At 75.4% G+C, this 17295-nt stretch carries 13 protein-coding genes; all 13 read left to right on the top strand.

Annotated elements, in window-relative coordinates; genetic code table 11:
* Positions 1-13: 13 nt before the first annotated feature.
* From ADL34_RS13380 to cobC, 13 genes are read left to right on the top strand one after another with little or no spacing between them, the layout of a single operon-like run.
* Positions 14-973, top strand: coding sequence for a cobalamin biosynthesis protein (locus ADL34_RS13380; RefSeq protein ID WP_062671279.1), 960 nt, complete (start codon positions 14-16; stop codon positions 971-973).
* Entirely contained in the window at positions 970-2478 is a 1509-nt protein-coding gene (locus ADL34_RS13375; RefSeq protein ID WP_062671277.1) for a cobyric acid synthase, read from the top strand. Before ADL34_RS13380 ends, ADL34_RS13375 begins: the two co-directional genes overlap by 4 nt.
* Positions 2475-6128, top strand: a complete 3654-nt coding sequence (gene cobN, locus ADL34_RS13370) for a cobaltochelatase subunit CobN (RefSeq protein ID WP_062671276.1) — start codon at positions 2475-2477, stop codon at positions 6126-6128. Before ADL34_RS13375 ends, cobN begins: the two co-directional genes overlap by 4 nt.
* Positions 6125-8119: a putative cobaltochelatase gene (locus ADL34_RS13365; RefSeq protein ID WP_062739787.1), complete on the top strand. Its 1995-nt coding sequence runs from the start codon at positions 6125-6127 to the stop codon at positions 8117-8119. The genes cobN and ADL34_RS13365 overlap by 4 nt, the downstream gene beginning before the upstream one ends.
* Positions 8119-8718: a cob(I)yrinic acid a,c-diamide adenosyltransferase gene (cobO, locus tag ADL34_RS13360; RefSeq protein WP_062671274.1), complete on the top strand. Its 600-nt coding sequence runs from the start codon at positions 8119-8121 to the stop codon at positions 8716-8718. Before ADL34_RS13365 ends, cobO begins: the two co-directional genes overlap by 1 nt.
* The gene (locus tag ADL34_RS13355) at positions 8715-10124 is read left to right on the top strand and encodes a cobyrinate a,c-diamide synthase (protein ID WP_062671395.1); all 1410 of its coding nucleotides are present in this window, start codon (positions 8715-8717) and stop codon (positions 10122-10124) included. The genes cobO and ADL34_RS13355 overlap by 4 nt, the downstream gene beginning before the upstream one ends.
* The gene (gene cobI, locus ADL34_RS13350; protein ID WP_086868302.1) at positions 10121-10852 is read left to right on the top strand and encodes a precorrin-2 C(20)-methyltransferase; all 732 of its coding nucleotides are present in this window, start codon (positions 10121-10123) and stop codon (positions 10850-10852) included. The genes ADL34_RS13355 and cobI overlap by 4 nt, the downstream gene beginning before the upstream one ends.
* Before the next feature lie 40 nt (positions 10853-10892).
* Positions 10893-11711, top strand: a complete 819-nt coding sequence (gene cobM / locus ADL34_RS13345) for a precorrin-4 C(11)-methyltransferase (RefSeq protein ID WP_062671264.1) — start codon at positions 10893-10895, stop codon at positions 11709-11711.
* Positions 11708-12946 carry a bifunctional cobalt-precorrin-7 (C(5))-methyltransferase/cobalt-precorrin-6B (C(15))-methyltransferase gene (locus ADL34_RS13340; protein WP_062671263.1) on the top strand — a complete coding sequence of 413 codons (1239 nt, stop codon included), beginning with the start codon at positions 11708-11710 and terminating at the stop codon, positions 12944-12946. Before cobM ends, ADL34_RS13340 begins: the two co-directional genes overlap by 4 nt.
* Positions 12943-14643 carry a precorrin-3B C(17)-methyltransferase gene (gene cobJ, locus ADL34_RS13335; protein WP_062671261.1) on the top strand — a complete coding sequence of 567 codons (1701 nt, stop codon included), beginning with the start codon at positions 12943-12945 and terminating at the stop codon, positions 14641-14643. Before ADL34_RS13340 ends, cobJ begins: the two co-directional genes overlap by 4 nt.
* Positions 14640-15239 carry a precorrin-8X methylmutase gene (locus ADL34_RS13330; protein WP_062671259.1) on the top strand — a complete coding sequence of 200 codons (600 nt, stop codon included), beginning with the start codon at positions 14640-14642 and terminating at the stop codon, positions 15237-15239. The genes cobJ and ADL34_RS13330 overlap by 4 nt, the downstream gene beginning before the upstream one ends.
* Complete coding sequence (locus ADL34_RS13325) at positions 15236-16150, top strand: sirohydrochlorin chelatase (RefSeq protein ID WP_062671257.1); 915 nt, start codon at positions 15236-15238, stop codon at positions 16148-16150. Before ADL34_RS13330 ends, ADL34_RS13325 begins: the two co-directional genes overlap by 4 nt.
* Positions 16140-17198, top strand: a complete 1059-nt coding sequence (cobC, locus tag ADL34_RS13320) for an Rv2231c family pyridoxal phosphate-dependent protein CobC (protein WP_062671393.1) — start codon at positions 16140-16142, stop codon at positions 17196-17198. The genes ADL34_RS13325 and cobC overlap by 11 nt, the downstream gene beginning before the upstream one ends.
* The last annotated feature ends 97 nt before the right edge of the window (positions 17199-17295 follow it).

The raw sequence follows: 17295 nt of genomic DNA, 5'->3' as shown, positions 1-17295 counted from the left end.
CCGGCTGAACCCGATGCGTGCCGAACGCGTCTTCGCGTACGGCGCCGCCGCCGGACTCCTCGGTGACCTGCTGCTCGGCGATCCACGCCGTGGGCATCCGGTCGCCGCGTTCGGACGTGCCGCGGGCGCCGTGGAACAAGTGTTGTGGCGCGACCACCGCGCCTGGGGTGTGCTGCACACCGCCGTGTGCGCCGGTGGCGCCGTGGCGGCCGCCGCGCTCGGCGCACGCACCGTGCGCCCCTCCCCCGCCGCCTCCGTCGCCCTGACCGGAGCCGTCACCTGGGCCGTCGTCGGCGGCACCTCGCTCGCCCGGGAGGCCCGGGCGATCGGACGTGCCCTGGAGGCCGGGGACGTCGAGGCGGCTCGGGCGCGGCTGCCGCATCTGTGCGGCCGGGACCCGCAGGCGCTGGACGCCGACGGGATCGCGCGGGCCGTCGTCGAGTCCGTCGCCGAGAACACCTCGGACGCCGTGGTCGGCGCCCTCGTCTGGGGGGCCGTCGCCGGGGTGCCGGGCCTCGCCGGGTTCCGGGCCGTCAACACGCTCGACGCCATGGTCGGGCATCGCTCCCCCAAGTATCGCCGCTACGGCTGGGCTTCGGCCCGTCTGGACGACGTCGCCGGCTGGCCGGGGGCCCGGCTGACCGCCGCGCTGGCCGCCGTCGCCGGCGGCGATCCCCGGGGTGCCGTACGGGCCTGGCGCGCCGACGCCCACCGGCATCCGAGCCCCAACGCGGGCCCCGTGGAGGCGTCGTTCGCGGGCGCGCTCGGAGTGCGGCTCGGCGGGACGCTGTCGTACGGCGGGCGGGTGGAGCACCGGCCCGTGCTCAACGGCGCCGCCGGACGGGCCGTCCAGGTCACCGACATCGAGCGGGCCGTGCGGCTCTCACAGCGGGTGGGGGTGCTCGCGCTGGGAGTGTGCGCCGGGGCGCGGCTCCTGCTCGGGCGTCGCGCGGTGAGAGGACGTGCCTCGTGAAGGGCGGACTCCTCGTCGCCGGAACGACCTCCGACGCGGGCAAGAGCGTCGTCACCGCCGGAATCTGCCGCTGGCTGGTCCGGCAGGGTGTGAAGGTCGCGCCGTTCAAGGCGCAGAACATGTCGCTGAACTCGTTCGTCACCCGCGAGGGCGCGGAGATCGGGCGGGCGCAGGCCATGCAGGCCCAGGCGTGCCGAATCGAGCCGACCGCGCTGATGAACCCCGTCCTGCTGAAGCCGGGTGGGGACCAGAGCAGTCAGGTGGTGCTGCTGGGCAGGCCGGTGGGCGAGATGAGCGCGCGCGGCTACCACGGCGGACGGCAGCAGCGGCTGCTCGGCACCGTGCTGGACTCCCTCGCCGAACTGCGGGCCTCCTACGACGCGGTGATCTGCGAGGGCGCCGGTTCCCCGGCCGAGATCAACCTGCGGCGCACCGACATCGTGAACATGGGGATCGCGCGCGGGGCCCGGCTGCCGGTGCTGGTCGTGGGCGACATCGACCGGGGCGGTGTCTTCGCCTCGTTCTTCGGGACCGTCGCGCTGCTGTCGCGCGAGGACCAGGAACTGGTCGCCGGGTTCCTCGTCAACAAGTTCCGCGGCGACGTCTCGCTGCTCGAACCCGGCCTGGACATGCTGCACGGACTCACCGGACGGCGGACGTACGGCGTGCTGCCGTTCCGGCACGGTCTCGGCATCGACGAGGAGGACGGCCTGCGGGTCTCGCTGCGCGGGGCGGTGCGCGAGTCCGAGGTGAGCGCCCCGGTCGGCGAGGACGTGCTGCGGGTCGCCGTGTGCGCGGTGCCGCTGATGTCCAACTTCACGGACGTCGACGCGCTCGCCGCCGAACCGGGCGTCGTCGTGCGGTTCGTGGACCGGCCGGAGGAGCTGGCCGACGCGGACCTCGTGGTGGTGCCCGGCACCCGGGGCACGGTCCGTGCCCTGGCGTGGCTGCGGGAGCGGGGGCTGGCGAAGGCCCTGGTGCGCCGGGCCGCCGAGGGCCGCCCGATCCTCGGTGTCTGCGGCGGCTTCCAGCTCCTCGGCGAGCACATCGAGGACGACGTCGAGAGCCGCGCCGGGCATGTCGACGGCCTCGGCCTGCTGCCCGTGCGGGTGCGGTTCGCCCGCGAGAAGACCCTGACCCGGCCGACCGGTGAGGCGCTCGGCGAGCGGGTCGAGGGGTACGAGATCCATCACGGGGTCGCCGAGGTCCTGGCGGGTGAACCCTTCCTGGACGGCTGCCGGGTCGGTCAGACCTGGGGCACCCACTGGCACGGCTCCCTGGAGTCGGACGCCTTCCGGCGCGCCTTCCTGCGGGAGGTGGCGGCCGCCGCGGGCCGCCGCTTCGTACCGGCGCCCGGCACGTCGTTCGCCGCGCTGCGCGAGGAGCAGCTCGACCGGCTCGGCGACCTGATCGAACAGCACGCGGACACGGACGCGCTGTGGCGGCTCATCGAGTCGGGCGCGCCGCGAGGACTGCCCTTCATCTCCCCGGGAGCGCCCGCATGAGCACAGTGTTGTTGCTGTCGACCGCCGACACGGACCTGCTGGCGGCACGCGCCGGCGAGGCCGCGTACCGGATCGGCAACCCGACCCGTCTGGACGTCGGTTCCGAGCTGCCCGCGCTGATCGAGGGCGCCGACGTCGCCGTCGTACGGCTGCTGGGCGGGAAGCGGGCCTGGGAGGACGGCCTCGCCGTGCTGAAGGCGTCGGGGGTGCCGACGGTGCTGCTGGGCGGCGAGTCCGTGCCGGACGCGGAGCTGATGGCCGAGTCGTCGGTGCCGGCCGGCGTGGTGGCGGAGGCGCTGAAGTACCTGGTGGCGGGCGGCCCCGCCAACCTCACCGAGCTGGCCCGGTTCCTGTCGGACACCGTGCTGCTGACGGGCGAGGGCTTCCTGGAGCCGCGCCCCATGCCGGAGTACGGCGTGCACGGCTCCCGTGCGTGGGTGGAGGGCCGGCCGACGGTGGGCGTGCTCTTCTACCGCGCCCACCACCTCAGCGGGAACACCGCGTTCGTGGACACGCTGTGCGACGCGATCGAGGAGCGGGGCGCCAACGCGCTGCCCGTGTACTGCGGTTCGCTGCGCGGCGCGGACGCCGGGCTGTACGAGATCCTGGGCCGGGCCGACGCCCTGGTCGCGACCGTGCTCGCGGCGGGCGGCACCCATGCCTCGCAGGCGTCCGCGGGCGGCGACGAGGAGGCGTGGGACGTCGGCAGACTGGCCGAGCTGGACGTGCCCGTCCTTCAGGGGCTGTGCCTGACGTCCTCGCGGGCGGCCTGGGAGGAGTCCGACGCGGCCCTGTCCCCGATGGACGCGGCGATGCAGGTGGCGATCCCCGAGTTCGACGGGCGCCTGGTCACCGTGCCGTTCTCGTTCAAGGAGCAGGGCCCGGACGACGTGCCGGTGTACGTGGCCGACCCGGAGCGGGCCGCGCGGGTCGCGGGGATCGCCGTCCGTCACGCGCGGCTGCGGCACACGCCGAACGCCGACAAGAAGCTGGCGCTCGTCTTCACCGCCTATCCGACCAAGCACTCCCGCGTCGGCAACGCGGTCGGCCTGGACACGCCCGCCTCGGCGGTACGGGTGCTCGACGCGCTGTCCGAGGCCGGCTACGCGCTCACCGAATACCCGGACAACGGGGACGAGTTGATCCACCGGCTCATCGAGGCAGGCGGCCACGACGTCGAGTGGCTGACCGAGGAGCAGCTGGCGTCGGCGCCCGCGCGGGTGCCGCTCGCCGACTACCGGGAGTGGTTCGCCACGCTCGACCCGGGGCTGCGGGACGCGATGACCGAGGCGTGGGGCGAGCCGCCGGGCTCGCTGTACGTCGACGGCGACGACATCGTGCTGGCGTCGCTCCGGTTCGGGAACGTCGTCGTGATGATCCAGCCGCCGCGCGGCTTCGGCGAGAACCCCATCGCGATCTACCACGACCCGGACATGCCGCCCTCGCACCACTACCTGGCGGCCTACCGCTGGCTGGAGAACAGTTTCGGCGCCGACGCGATCGTGCACATGGGCAAGCACGGCACGATGGAGTGGCTGCCCGGAAAGGGGCTCGGGCTGAGCCGCGGCTGCGCCCCGGACGCCGTCCTCGGCGAACTGCCGCTGGTCTACCCGTTCATCGTGAACGACCCCGGCGAGGGCACCCAGGCCAAGCGGCGCGGGCACGCCACCGTGGTCGACCACCTCGTCCCGCCGATGGCCCGCGCCGACACCTACGGCGACCTGGCCAAGCTGGAGCAGCTGCTGGACGAGTACGCGCTCGTCTCCGACCTGGACCCGGCCAAGGCCCCGGCGGTGCGCGCGCAGATCTGGACGCTGGTGAAGGCGGCCGAGCTCCACCACGACCTGCATGTCGACGAGCAGCCGGACGACGACGCGTTCGACGAGTTCGTCATGCACATCGACGGCTATCTGTGCGAGATCAAGGACGTGCAGATCCGCGACGGGCTGCACATCCTGGGCGGCGGTCCCGTGGGCGAACCCCGGGTGAACCTGGTGCTGGCGGTGCTGCGCGCGTCCCAGGTGTGGGGCGGGCAGGCGAACGCGATCCCGGGGCTGCGGGCCTCGCTGGCCGCCCACTTCGGGCTGGTCGAGGCGGAGTTGCTGGCCGAGCCGGGAGCGCCGGTGAAGGTCCCGGCCGAGCTGACGGACCTGGTGGACGGCCCGGCGCGCACGGCGTCCGACGCGATCGACCTGCTGGAGCAGCTGTGCCGGCGGATCGCGGAGGGCCTGGAGGACCGGGACTGGGCGGTCGCCGAGAGCGGGGGCGTGCTCCGCGCGGTTCTCGGCACCGAACTCCCGGACGCCCTGCGGGTGCTGGAGTTCGCGTGCGCCGAGGTCGTGCCGCGGCTGGCCCGTACGACGGACGAGATCGGCCACATCCTCAAGGCGCTCGACGGCGGCTACGTCCCGGCGGGCCCCTCGGGCTCCCCGACCCGCGGTCTGGTCAACGTGCTGCCGACCGGCCGGAACTTCTACTCCGTCGACCCCAAGGCGATCCCGTCCCGGCTGAGCTGGGAGGTCGGGCAGTCGCTCGCCGACTCGCTGGTCCAGCGGTACCTCCAGGACACGGGCGGGTACCCGAAGTCCGTCGGCCTGACGGTCTGGGGCACCTCGGCCATGCGCACCCAGGGCGACGACATCGCGGAGATCCTGGCACTGCTGGGCTGCCGCCCGGTGTGGGACGACGCCTCGCGCCGGGTCACCGGCTTCGAGGTGGTCGGACTCGCGGAGCTGGGGCGGCCCCGCATCGACGTCACCGTCCGGATCTCCGGGTTCTTCCGGGACGCGTTCCCGCACGTGGTGGGGCTGATCGACGACGCGGTGCGGGCGGTCGCCGAGCTGGACGAGCCCGCCGAGCACAACTTCGTCAAGGCGCACGCCGACGAGGACACGGCCGCGCACGGCGACCGGCGGCGTGCCACGGCCCGGGTCTTCGGCTCCAAGCCGGGCGCGTACGGCGCCGGACTGCTGCCGCTGATCGACGCCCGCAACTGGCGCTCGGACGCCGACCTCGCCGAGGTGTACGCGGTCTGGGGCGGCTACGCCTACGGACGCGGGCTCGACGGGCGGGCCGCGCGCGGCGACATGGAGACGGCGTTCAAGCGGATCGCGGTCGCCGCGAAGAACGTCGACACCCGCGAGCACGACCTCGTGGACGCCGACGACTACTTCCAGTACCACGGCGGCATGGTCGCCATGGTGCGGCATCTGACGGGCAGCAGCCCCGAGGCGTACGTGGGCGACTCGGCCACCCCCGACCAGGTGCGCACCCGCACCCTCGGCGAGGAGACCCACCGGGTCTTCCGGGCCCGGGTGGTCAACCCGCGCTGGATGGCGGCCATGCGCCGGCACGGCTACAAGGGCGCCTTCGAGATGGCGGCGACCGTCGACTACCTCTTCGGCTACGACGCGACGGCCGGCGTGGTCGACGACTGGATGTACGAGAAGCTCAGCGCCGCGTACGTCTTCGACGCGGAGAACCGGGACTTCATGAAGAAGTCCAACCCGTGGGCGCTGCGCGGCATCACCGAGCGGCTGCTGGAGGCCGCCGACCGCGGCCTGTGGGCCGAGCCGGACGCGGAGACGCTGGAGCGGCTGCGGGCCACCTATCTGGAGCTCGAAGGCGATCTGGAGGGCGACGAGAAGTGACGACCCCCTTTCCTTTCACGGCCGTCGTCGGCCAGGACGACCTGCGGCTCGCGCTGCTGCTGAACGCCGTCTCCCCGGCGGTCGGCGGGGTGCTGGTGCGCGGCGAGAAGGGCACGGCGAAGTCGACGGCCGTACGGGCGCTGTCGGCGCTGCTGCCCGCGGTGCCGGTGGTCGCCGGGTGCCGGTTCTCGTGCGATCCGGCCGCTCCCGACCCGGGCTGCCCGGACGGGCCGCACGAGGACACCGCCGGCGCGTCCCGGCCGGCCCGCATGGTGGAGCTGCCGGTCGGCGCCTCCGAGGACCGGCTGGTCGGCGCCCTGGACATCGAGCGGGCGCTCGCCGAGGGCGTCAAGGCGTTCGAGCCGGGCCTGCTCGCCGACGCACACCGGGGCATCCTCTACGTCGACGAGGTGAACCTCCTCCACGACCACCTCGTCGACCTGCTGCTGGACGCGGCGGCGATGGGCGCGTCGTACGTGGAACGCGAGGGCGTCTCCGTGCGGCACGCCTCGAAGTTCCTGCTCGTCGGCACCATGAACCCCGAAGAGGGCGAGCTGCGGCCGCAGTTGCTGGACCGGTTCGGGCTGACCGTCGAGGTCGCGGCGTCCCGGGAGCCGGACCAGCGGGTCGAGGTCGTCCGGCGGCGCCTCGCGTACGACGACGACCCGGCCGGCTTCGCGGCCCGTTGGGCGGACGAGGAGGCGGCCGTCCGGCAACGGATCGTCGCGGCGCGGGAGTTGCTGCCGTCGGTGCGGCTCGGCGACGGCGCGCTGCGGCAGATCGCGGCGACCTGTGCCGCGTTCGAGGTGGACGGGATGCGCGCCGACATCGTGATGGCCCGCACGGCCACCGCGCTGGCCGCGTGGGCGGGGCGCACCGACGTGCTCGCCGAGGACGTCCGGCAGGCGGCGCTGCTCGCGCTGCCGCACCGCAGGCGCCGCAACCCCTTCGACGCGCCCGGCCTGGACGAGGACAAGCTCGACGAGACGCTGGAGGAGTTCGGCGGACCGGACGACGACCCCGACCCGGATTCCGGTCCGGACGGGCCCGGCGGGGGCGGCGGCCGGCCGGACCCCGACGACGCGCCCCAGGGCGACGGCGACACCGCGGCCCGGCCCGAGGCCGGTGAGAACGGGCAGCCGCAGCCGTCAGGGGCGGGTGAGCAGTCGCCCGCACGGGCCTCGGAGCCCTTCCGCACCAAGGTGCTGAGCGTGCCCGGGATCGGTGAGGGCGCCGCCGGCCGGCGGTCCCGGGCGCGGACCGAGCACGGGCGGACGACGGGCGCCCGGCGCCCCCGGGGTGCGCTGACGAAGCTGCACCTCGCGGCGACCGTGCGGGCGGCGGCCCCGCACCAGCGGGCTCGCGGACGGTCCGGGCCGGGCCTGGTCGTGCGCCGGGACGATCTGCGGCAGGCCACCCGCGAGGGCCGCGAGGGCAACCTCGTGCTCTTCGTCGTCGACGCCTCCGGGTCGATGGCGGCACGGCAGCGGATGGGCGCCGTGAAGGGCGCCGTGCTGTCGCTGCTGCTGGACGCCTACCAGCGGCGGGACAAGGTGGGGCTGGTGACGTTCCGGGGGTCGGCCGCCGAGGTGGCCCTGCCGCCGACCTCGTCGGTGGACGCGGCCGCGGCCCGGCTGGAGACCCTGCCGACCGGCGGGCGCACCCCGCTCGCCGCGGGGCTGCTGCGGGCCCACGAGGTGCTGCGGGTGGAGCGGCTGCGCGATCCCGCGCGCCGGCCGCTGGTGGTGCTGGTGACGGACGGGCGGGCCACCGGCGGTCCCGAGCCGGTCGCGCTGGCCGGGCGCGCGGCGCGGCTGTTCGCGGCCGACGGGGTCGCCTCGGTCGTCGTGGACTGCGAGTCGGGCCCGGTGCGGCTCGGTCTCGCCGGGCAGCTGGCGGGCGAACTGGGCGGTACGGCCGTGACGCTGGACGAGCTGCGCGCGGACAGCATCGCCGGACTGGTGAAGGACGTGCAGAGGAGGGCCGCGTAGTGCCGCAGGGACAGCCGAGTGTGGTGCCGGACGACGGGCTGACGACACGTCAGCGGCGCAACCGGCCGCTGGTGATCGTGCACACGGGCATCGGCAAGGGCAAGTCGACCGCGGCCTTCGGGCTCGCGCTGCGCGCCTGGAACCAGGGGTGGCCCATCGGGGTGTTCCAGTTCGTGAAGTCGGCCAAGTGGAAGGTAGGCGAGGAGAACGCGCTGCGGGTGCTGGGCGCTTCGGGCCAGGGCGGCACCGTCGACTGGCACAAGATGGGCGAGGGCTGGTCCTGGGTGCAGCGGGACGCGCAACTCGACAACGAGGAGAAGGCCCGGGAGGGCTGGGAGCAGGTCAAGCGGGACCTCGCCGCCGAGACGTACAGGCTGTACGTACTGGACGAGTTCGCCTATCCGCTGCACTGGGGGTGGGTCGACACCGACGAGGTGGTGGAGGTGCTGCGGGCCCGGCCCGGCATCCAGCACGTCGTGATCACCGGGCGGAACGCGCCGGAGAAGCTGGTCGCGTACGCCGACCTGGTGACCGACATGTCCAAGGTGAAGCATCCGATGGACGCCGGCCAGAAGGGCCAGAGGGGTATCGAGTGGTGAGCCCATCCGTTCCCAGGCTGGTCGTCGCCGCGCCCTCCTCGGGCAGCGGCAAGACCACCGTCGCGACCGGGCTGATGGCCGCGTTCGCCGCGCGGGGCCTCACCGTGTCCCCGCACAAGGTGGGACCGGACTACATCGACCCCGGCTACCACGCGCTCGCCACCGGGCGGGTCGGCCGCAACCTCGACGCCTACCTGTGCGGACCGGAGCTGATCGGCCCGCTGTTCCGGCACGGGGCCCGCGGCTGCGACCTCGCCGTGGTGGAGGGCGTGATGGGGCTGTTCGACGGGGCCGCGGGCGAGGGCGAGCTGGCGTCCACGGCGCAGGTGGCGCGGCTGCTGCGGGCGCCGGTGGTGCTGGTCGTGGACGCGTCCTCGCAGTCCCGTTCGGTCGCGGCCCTCGTGCACGGGTTCGCGTCCTGGGACCCGCGGGTGCGGATCGGCGGCGTGATCCTCAACAAGGTGGCCTCCGACCGGCACGAGGAGCTGCTGCGGGAGGCGCTGGACTCGGCGGGCGTGCCGGTGCTGGGTGTGCTGCGCCGGGCCGCGGGCGTGGACACGCCGTCCCGGCACCTGGGGCTGGTGCCGGCCGCGGAACGGCACACCGACGCGGTGGAGGCCGTGGCGGCGATGGGGGCACAGGTCGAGGCGGGATGCGATCTGGACGCCCTGCTGGCGCTGGCGCGCGGCGCCGGGGACCTGGCGTGCGACGCCTGGGAGCCCTCGGCGGCCGCGTGCGACACCTGGGAACCCTCGGCCGCCGCCTGCGACGCCTGGGAGTCGCCGGCCGCCGCGCCGGGCGGGCGGACGGTCGTCGCCGTGGCCGGCGGTCCCGCGTTCACGTTCTCCTACGCGGAGCACGCCGAACTGCTCACCGCCGCCGGCGCCGACGTCGTCCCCTTCGATCCGCTGCGGGACGCGTGTCTGCCGGACGGCACGGCGGGGCTGGTGATCGGGGGCGGGTTCCCCGAGGTGTACGCCGCCGAACTGTCCGCCAACGAGCCGCTGCGCAAGGCCGTCGCCGACCTCGCGGCGAGCGGCGCCCCGGTGGCCGCCGAGTGCGCCGGTCTGCTGTACCTGTGCCGTGAGCTGGACGGGCTTCCCATGTGCGGGGTGCTGGACGCCACGGCCCGGATGACCGAACGGCTCACCCTCGGCTACCGGGACGCCGTCGCCGTCGGCGACAGCGCGCTGGCCGCCGCCGGCACGCGGATGCGGGCCCACGAGTTCCACCGGACCGTCGTCGAGCCGGGCGCGGGGGCGGCCCCCGCCTGGGGGGTGCGCACGCCCGCACGGCGCGTCGAGGGGTTCGTGCAGGGGGGCGTGCACGCGAGTTATCTGCACACGCACTGGGCCGCCGCTCCCGGTGTGGCCCGTCGGTTCGTCGAGAGGTGCCGGACGTCATGAGCAGCAGGCTGATCGGAGTCGGGGTGGGCCCCGGCGACCCGGAGCTGGTGACCGTCAAGGGCGTCAACGCGCTGCGCGCCGCCGACGTGGTCGTCGTGCCCGTCATGGACAGCGGGGAGCGGGGGCGGGCCGAGGCGACCGTGCTGCACTACGTGCCCGAGGAGAAGGTCGTCCGGGTCGTGTTCGCGCTGAACGAGCGCACGGACCGGTCGCGGCGGGAGGCCGCCTGGGACGCGGCCGGTGACCGGGTCGCCGGGCTGCTGGCCGAGCACGCGGCGGTCGCCTTCGCCACGATCGGCGACCCCAACGTGTACTCGACGTTCACCTATCTCGCGCAGACGATCGTCGCGGCGGTGCCGGGCACCGTCGTCGAGACGGTCCCGGGCATCACCGCCATGCAGGACCTCGCGGCACGCTCCGGCGCCGTCCTGACCGAGGGCACCGAGCCGCTGACGCTGGTGCCGGTGACGGCCGGGTCCGCGGTGCTCAAGGAGGCCCTGGCCGGTCCCGGCACGGTCGTCGCGTACAAGTTCGGGCGGCAGGCACGCGAGGTCGCCGAGGCGCTGCGCGAGAGCGGGCGCACGGCCGGCGCGGTGTGGGGGTCGGCGCTGGGGCTGCCGGAGGAGTCGATCCGCCCGGCCGCCGATCTCGACGACGCCCCGCTGCCCTATCTGTCGACGCTCATCGCGCCGCCCCGCCGTGACGGCGGCCGGGGCGGAAAGCTCTGAATCCCCCTTCGTTCCGCCGCTTGTGAGAGGACCCCATCCCATGGCCGATGCCCGAACCGGCAAGGTGACCTTCGTCGGTGCCGGCCCCGGCGCCGCCGATCTGCTGACGTTCCGTGCCGCGCGCGCCATCGCCGAGGCCGACGTGGTGATCTGGGCGGCCAGCCTGGTCCAGGCGGAGGTCCTCCAGCACGCACGCGAGGACGCCGAGATCCTGGACTCGGCGGCGCTGTCCCTGGAGGACGTCGTCGCCGTCTACGAGCGGGCCCGCGACGAGGGCCTGAGGATCGCCCGCATCCACTCCGGGGACCCCGCCCTGTGGGGCGGCACGCAGGAGCAGCTGGACCGGTGCGACGCGCTCGGCCTCGCGACCGAGGTGGTGCCGGGCGTCTCGGCGTTCTCCGCCGTGGCGGCGCTCGCCCGGCGTGAGTTGACGATCCCCGAGGTCGCCCAGTCCGTGGTGCTCACCCGGCTCGGCGGGGGCAAGACGCCCATGCCGCCCGGCGAGGAGGTGCGCGAGTTCGCCAAGCACGGCACCACGATGGCGATCTTCCTGTCGGCGGCCCGCAGCGGGCAGCTGGTGCGGGAGCTGCTGGAGGGCGGCTACCCGACCTCCACCCCGGTCGTCGTCGCCTACCAGGCGACCTGGCCTGAGGAGCTGGTCGTGAGGTGCACGATCGGCACGCTGGAGGAGACCGTCAAGGAGCACAAGCTCTGGAAGCACACGCTCTTCCTGGTCGGCCCGGCCCTGGAGGCCCACGGCACCCGCTCGCACCTGTACCACCCGGGCCACTTCCACGGGTACCGCAAGGCGGACCCGGCGGCCCGCCGGGCGCTGCGCGAGCGGGGGGCCAGTACATGATCACGGTGGTCGGCACGGGGACGGGGGCGCCGCCGCCCGAGGACGTCCTGGCCGGTGCCGAGCTGGTGGTCGGCGGTCGGCGCCACCTGGACGCCGTACGGCTGCCCGACGGGGCGGAGCGGGTCGTGCTCGGTCCGCTCGCGCCGGCGTTGGACACCATCGCCGCGTACGTCGGGAAGGAGCGGCGCGTGGTCGTGCTGGCCTCGGGTGATCCGGGGTTCTTCGGGATCGCGCGGGCGCTGGCGGAGCGGTTCGGGCCGGAGTGCCTGGATGTGCGGCCGGGGGTGTCCTCGGTGGCGTCGGCGTTCGCGCGGGTGGGGCTGACCTGGGACGACGCGGTGGTCGTCAGCGCCCATGGACGGGACGCGCGGACAGCCGTGCAGGTCTGCCGGGCACGTCCGAAGGTGGCCGTGCTGACCGGGCCCGGCGCCGGTCCCGCCGAACTCGGTGCGGCGCTGGCGCGCGCCGACGCGGACCGCACGCTCGTCGTCGCCTCGGCGCTGGGGTCCGGGGACGAGCGGGTCGAGCGGGTCGCCCCGGCCGAGGCCGCCGCCCGGGACTGGGGTGACGCCGTGAGCGTCGTCCTGTGCCTCGCGGGCTCCCCTGTGCCGACCGCCGCGCGCACGGTCGCCGGGCCGGGCCGGGGTCCCGCCTCCTGGGCGCTGCCCGAGGACGCGTTCGCGCACCGGGACTCGATGATCACGAAGTTCGAGGTGCGGGCGCTCGCGCTGGCCCGGCTCGGGCCGCGGCTCGGCGATCTCGTGTGGGACGTCGGCGCGGGCTCCGGGTCGGTGGCCGTGGAGTGCGCGCGGCTCGGGGCCGCCGTCACCGCCGTGGAGAAGACGGCGGACGGTGCCGCGCGGATCCGGGACAACGCGGCCGCGCACGGGGTGGACGTCCAGGTGGTGCACGGGACGGCTCCGGAGGCCCTGCGCCGACTGGACGACCCGGACGCCGTGTTCGTCGGGGGCGGGGGGCGGGAGCTGCCCGCCGTCGTCACCGCGTGCGCGCGCCGGGCTCGGCGCACGGTCGTGGTCGCCATGGCGGCGCTGGACCGGGTGCCGGCCGCGCGGGCGGCGCTCAACGGCGCCGGATTCGCCTGTGACGGGGTGCTGTTGCAGTCGTCCCGGCTGGCGCCGCTGCCCGGGGATGTGACCCGGCTGGCGGCCGCCAATCCGGTCTTTTTGTTGTGGGGCCTCAGAAGCCCCGTGGACGGCAAGGGAGTTGCTCAGTGATCGGCCTGATTTCCGCCACCGCGGCGGGGGCGGCGGCGCGGGACCGGCTGGCCGCGGCGTGGCCGGACCGCACCCGCGTGTACGACGGGCCCGTCGGGGACGCCGTGCGGCGGGCGTTCGGGGAGTGCGGGCAGCTGGTGTGCTTCCTGGCCACGGGCGCGGTCGTCCGGCTGATCGCCCCGCTGCTCGACGGCAAGGCCGCCGACCCCGGTGTGGTGTGCGTCGACGAGGGCGGGCGGTTCGCCGTGGCGCTGACCGGCGGGCACGGTGGTGGCGCCAACGAACTCGCCGACGAGGTAGGCGAGTTGCTCGGTGCGCAGCCCGTGGTGACGACGGCCACGGACGCGGTCGGGCTGCCCGGTCTGGACACACTCGGCCTCCCGGTCGAGGGCGATGTCGCCGGGGTGTCCCGGGCCCTGCTCGACGGGGAGCCGGTGGCGCTGCGGGCCGAGGTGACCTGGCCGCTGCCGGCGCTGCCGGCCGGCGCCGAGGGGGCGTACACGATCCGGGTGACGGACCGGCTCGTGAAGCCGGCGGAGCGCGAGGCGGTACTGCGTCCGCCGACGCTGGTCGTCGGGGTCGGGGCCTCGCGGGGCGCCCCCGCCGACGAGGTGCTGACGCTCGTACGGGACGCGCTGCGCGACGCCGGACTGTCCGCCGCGTCCGTGGCGGAGCTGGCCACCGTCGACGCGAAGGCCGGCGAACCCGGCATCGTGGAGGCCGCGGCCCGCCTCGGCGTCCCTCTCGTCACGCACGCCCCGGAGCGGCTGGCCGCCGTCCCGGTCCCCCACCCCTCCGACGCGCCGCTGGCCGCCGTCGGCACCCCCTCGGTCGCCGAGGCCGCCGCCCTGGTAGGCGGCGGCGACCTGCTCGTACCGAAGCGGAAGTCCCAACGGGCCGACGGGAGCCCGGCGATGGCCACCTGCGCGGTGGCCCGGCGGCAGGGACGCGGCCGGCTCGCCGTCGTGGGCCTCGGGCCGGGCGCCCGCGACCTGCTGACGCCGCGCGCCAAGGCCGAGCTGCGGCGGGCCTCGGTGCTGGTCGGGCTGGACCAGTACGTCGACCAGATCCGCGATCTGCTGCGGCCCGGCACACGGGTGCTGGAGTCCGGCCTCGGCGCGGAGGAGGAGCGGGCGCGGACGGCGGTCGCGGAGGCCCGGCAGGGGCGGGCCGTCGCTCTCATCGGCAGCGGCGACGCGGGCGTGTACGCCATGGCCTCCCCCGCGCTGGCCGAGGCGTCCGACGACATCGACGTGGTGGGCGTGCCCGGGGTGACGGCGGCCCTCGCGGCGGCCGCGGTCCTCGGCGCCCCGCTCGGGCACGACCATGTGTCGATCAGCCTGTCCGACCTGCACACCCCGTGGGAGGTCATCGAGCGGCGGGTGCGGGCCGCCGCCGAGGCGGACCTCGTCGTCACCTTCTACAACCCGCGCTCGCGCGGCCGGAACTGGCAGCTCCCCGAGGCGCTCGCGATCCTCGCGAAGCACCGCGTGCCCACCACGCCGGTCGGCGTCGTGCGCAACGCGTCCCGCCCCGACGAGTCCGTCCGGCTCACCACGCTCGGCGGCCTCGACCCGGCGACGGTCGACATGATGACGGTCGTCACCGTCGGCAACACCGCCTCCCGGGAGGTCGCCGGCCGCATGGTGACCCCGCGCGGCTACCGCTGGCAGAACACCGAGGAGGTGCCGAGGTGAACCGCGTCGTCCATCCCATCGAGGAGGAGTCCTACCGGCGGATGCGCGCCCGGCTGGACACCTCGCACCTCCCGCCGCTGACCCGGGCGGTCGTCGAGCGGGTGGTGCACTCCGCCGCCGACCTCGACTACGCCGGAGACCTCGTCCTGGACGAGCGGACCCTGGAGCGGGGGCACGCGGCGCTGCACGCCGGGGCGCCCGTGGTCGTGGACGTCGAGATGGTCGCGGCCGGGATCACCCGCCGGGAGACCGTCTGCCGGATCAGGGACGCCCGGTCCGGACCCGGGCTGACCCGGTCCGCGCACGCCGTCCGGCTGGCGTACGAGCAGGTCGGCCCCGGCGCGATCTGGGTGGTGGGCAACGCGCCCACCGCCCTGGAGGAGTTGCTGACGCTGGACGCCCGGCCCGCGCTCGTCATCGGCCTGCCCGTCGGGTTCGTCGGCGCGGTCGAGTCCAAGGCCGCGCTGCGCGCGAGCGGGCTGCCCGCCGTCAGCAACGTGTCCGAGAAGGGCGGTTCGGCGGTCGCCTCGGCCGCGCTCAACGCCCTGCTGTACCACTCCGTTCCACCTTCCCCTTCGTCCGAGGAGACATCGTGACCCCCTCCCCGCCCGCCCTGCTCATCGCCGGCCACGGCACCCGGGACGAGGCCGGAGCCGAGGCGTTCCGCGCCTTCGTCCGGGAGCTGGGGGACCGGCACCCGGAACTGCCCGTCGCGGGCGGCTTCATCGAGCTGTCGCCGCCGCCGCTGGGCGACGCGGTCGCCGGCCTCGTCGAGCGGGGGGTACGGCGGTTCGCCGCCGTGCCGCTGATGCTGGTGTCGGCCGGGCACGCCAAGGGCGACATCCCGGCGGCGCTGGCCCGCGAGAAGGAACGGCACCCGGGCATCACGTACACCTACGGCCGTCCGCTCGGCCCGCACCCGTCGCTGCTGCGGGTCCTGGAGCGGCGGCTCGACGAGGCGCTGGGCTCGGCGGACGACCGCGCGGACGTCACCGTGCTGCTGGTGGGCCGCGGCTCCACCGACCCGGACGCCAACGCCGAGGTGCACAAGGCGGCCCGGCTGCTCTGGGAGGGACGCGGGTACGCCGGGGTCGAGACGGCGTTCGTGTCGCTGGCCGCGCCGGACGTGCCGGCCGGACTGGACCGGTGCGCGCGGCTCGGGGCGCGCCGGATCGTCGTGCTGCCGTACTTCCTGTTCACCGGCATCCTGCCGGACCGGGTGCGGCGGCAGACGCAGGAGTGGGCGGCGGCGCACCCGGAGACCGAGGTGCGCTCGGCGGACGTCATCGGCCCGGAGCCGGAGCTGCTCGACCTGGTGTGGGAGCGGTACGAGGAGGCGGTGCGGGGCGATCTGCGGATGAACTGCGACTCCTGCGTGTACCGGATCGCCCTGCCGGGCTTCGAGGACAAGGTGGGTCTGCCGCAGCAGCCGCACTTCCACCCGGACGACGACGGGCACCACCATGGGCACGGGCATCACCACGGCGGTCACGCGCATGCGCACTGAGAGCGGGCACGATCTGCGGCACCACGGCGACGCCGAGGTCCGCGACGACGGGTCGGCGCTGGTCGACCTCGCGGTGAACGTCCGGACGGACACCCCTCCGGCCTGGCTGCGGGAGCGGATCGCCGGGACGCTCGACTCGCTGGCGGCCTACCCGGACGGGCGGGCCGCGCGGGCCGCGGTGGCGGCCCGGCACGGGCTGCCGGCCGAGCGGGTGCTGCTGACGGCGGGGGCGGCGGAGGCGTTCGTGCTGCTGGCCCGCGCGCTGAAGGTGGGCCGGCCGGTCGTGGTGCACCCCCAGTTCACGGAGCCGGAGGCGGCCCTGGTGGACGCCGGGCACACCGTCGGCCGGGTGCTGCTGCGGGCGGAGGACGGCTTCCGGCTCGACCCGGCGGCCGTCCCCGAGGACGCCGACCTGGTGGTGATCGGCAACCCGACGAACCCGACGTCGGTCCTTCACCCGGCCGCGACGATCGCCGCGCTCGCCCGGCCGGGGCGGACGCTGGTCGTGGACGAGGCGTTCATGGACGTGGTGCCGGGCGAGCGGGAGGCTCTGGCGGGGCGGACCGACGTGCCGGGTTTGGTCGTGCTGCGCAGCCTGACGAAGACCTGGGGGCTGGCGGGGCTGCGGATCGGCTACGTCCTCGCCGCCCCGGAGACCGTGGCCGCGCTGGAGCGGGCCCAGCCGCTGTGGCCGGTGTCCACACCGGCGCTGGCCGCCGCCGAGGCGTGCGTGTCGCCGCGCGCCCTGGCGGAGGCGGCGGAGGCCGCCGACCGCATCGCGGCCGACCGGGCCCATCTGGTCGCGGGACTCGAGGCGCTCGCCCCGGCCGGCGTGCGTGTGACCGGTCCGGCCGCCGCTTCCTTCGTCCTCGTACGCCTGCCGGGCGCGGCGGCGATCCGCCACGAACTCCGCGCCCTCGGCTACGCCGTCCGCCGCGGGGACACGTTCCCCGGCCTGGACGAGAACTGGCTGCGCCTGGCGGTCCGGGACCGCGCCACGACGGACGGCTTCCTGCACGCCCTGCGCCGGGCGCTGCCGCCGTCCTGACACCGGACGCCCGCCGGGCCCACCGGACCGCCCGGGGGTCGCGATGCACAGGGAGCCGCGCACCGCGCACCGGATGCCCCCGCCGCCCCGACACCCG

Origin of the sequence: Streptomyces sp. NRRL WC-3605, from assembly GCF_001509795.1 — a bacterium.
Taxonomy (GTDB): Bacteria; Actinomycetota; Actinomycetes; order Streptomycetales; family Streptomycetaceae; genus Streptomyces; species Streptomyces viridochromogenes.
Note: the sequence above shows the minus strand (reverse complement) of the source record. Positions and strands in the feature narration are given on the sequence as shown.

Excerpts from the sequence above, each read along its gene's own strand:
- ADL34_RS13380 (WP_062671279.1), top strand. The coding sequence starts at position 14 with ATGCGTGCCGAACGCGTCTTCGCGTACGGCGCCGCCGCCGGACTCCTC.
- cobN (WP_062671276.1), top strand. The coding sequence starts at position 2,475 with ATGAGCACAGTGTTGTTGCTGTCGACCGCCGACACGGACCTGCTGGCG.
- cobI (WP_086868302.1), top strand. The coding sequence starts at position 10,121 with ATGAGCAGCAGGCTGATCGGAGTCGGGGTGGGCCCCGGCGACCCGGAG.
- cobM (WP_062671264.1), top strand. The coding sequence starts at position 10,893 with ATGGCCGATGCCCGAACCGGCAAGGTGACCTTCGTCGGTGCCGGCCCC.
- ADL34_RS13340 (WP_062671263.1), top strand. The coding sequence starts at position 11,708 with ATGATCACGGTGGTCGGCACGGGGACGGGGGCGCCGCCGCCCGAGGAC.
- cobC (WP_062671393.1), top strand. The coding sequence starts at position 16,140 with ATGCGCACTGAGAGCGGGCACGATCTGCGGCACCACGGCGACGCCGAG.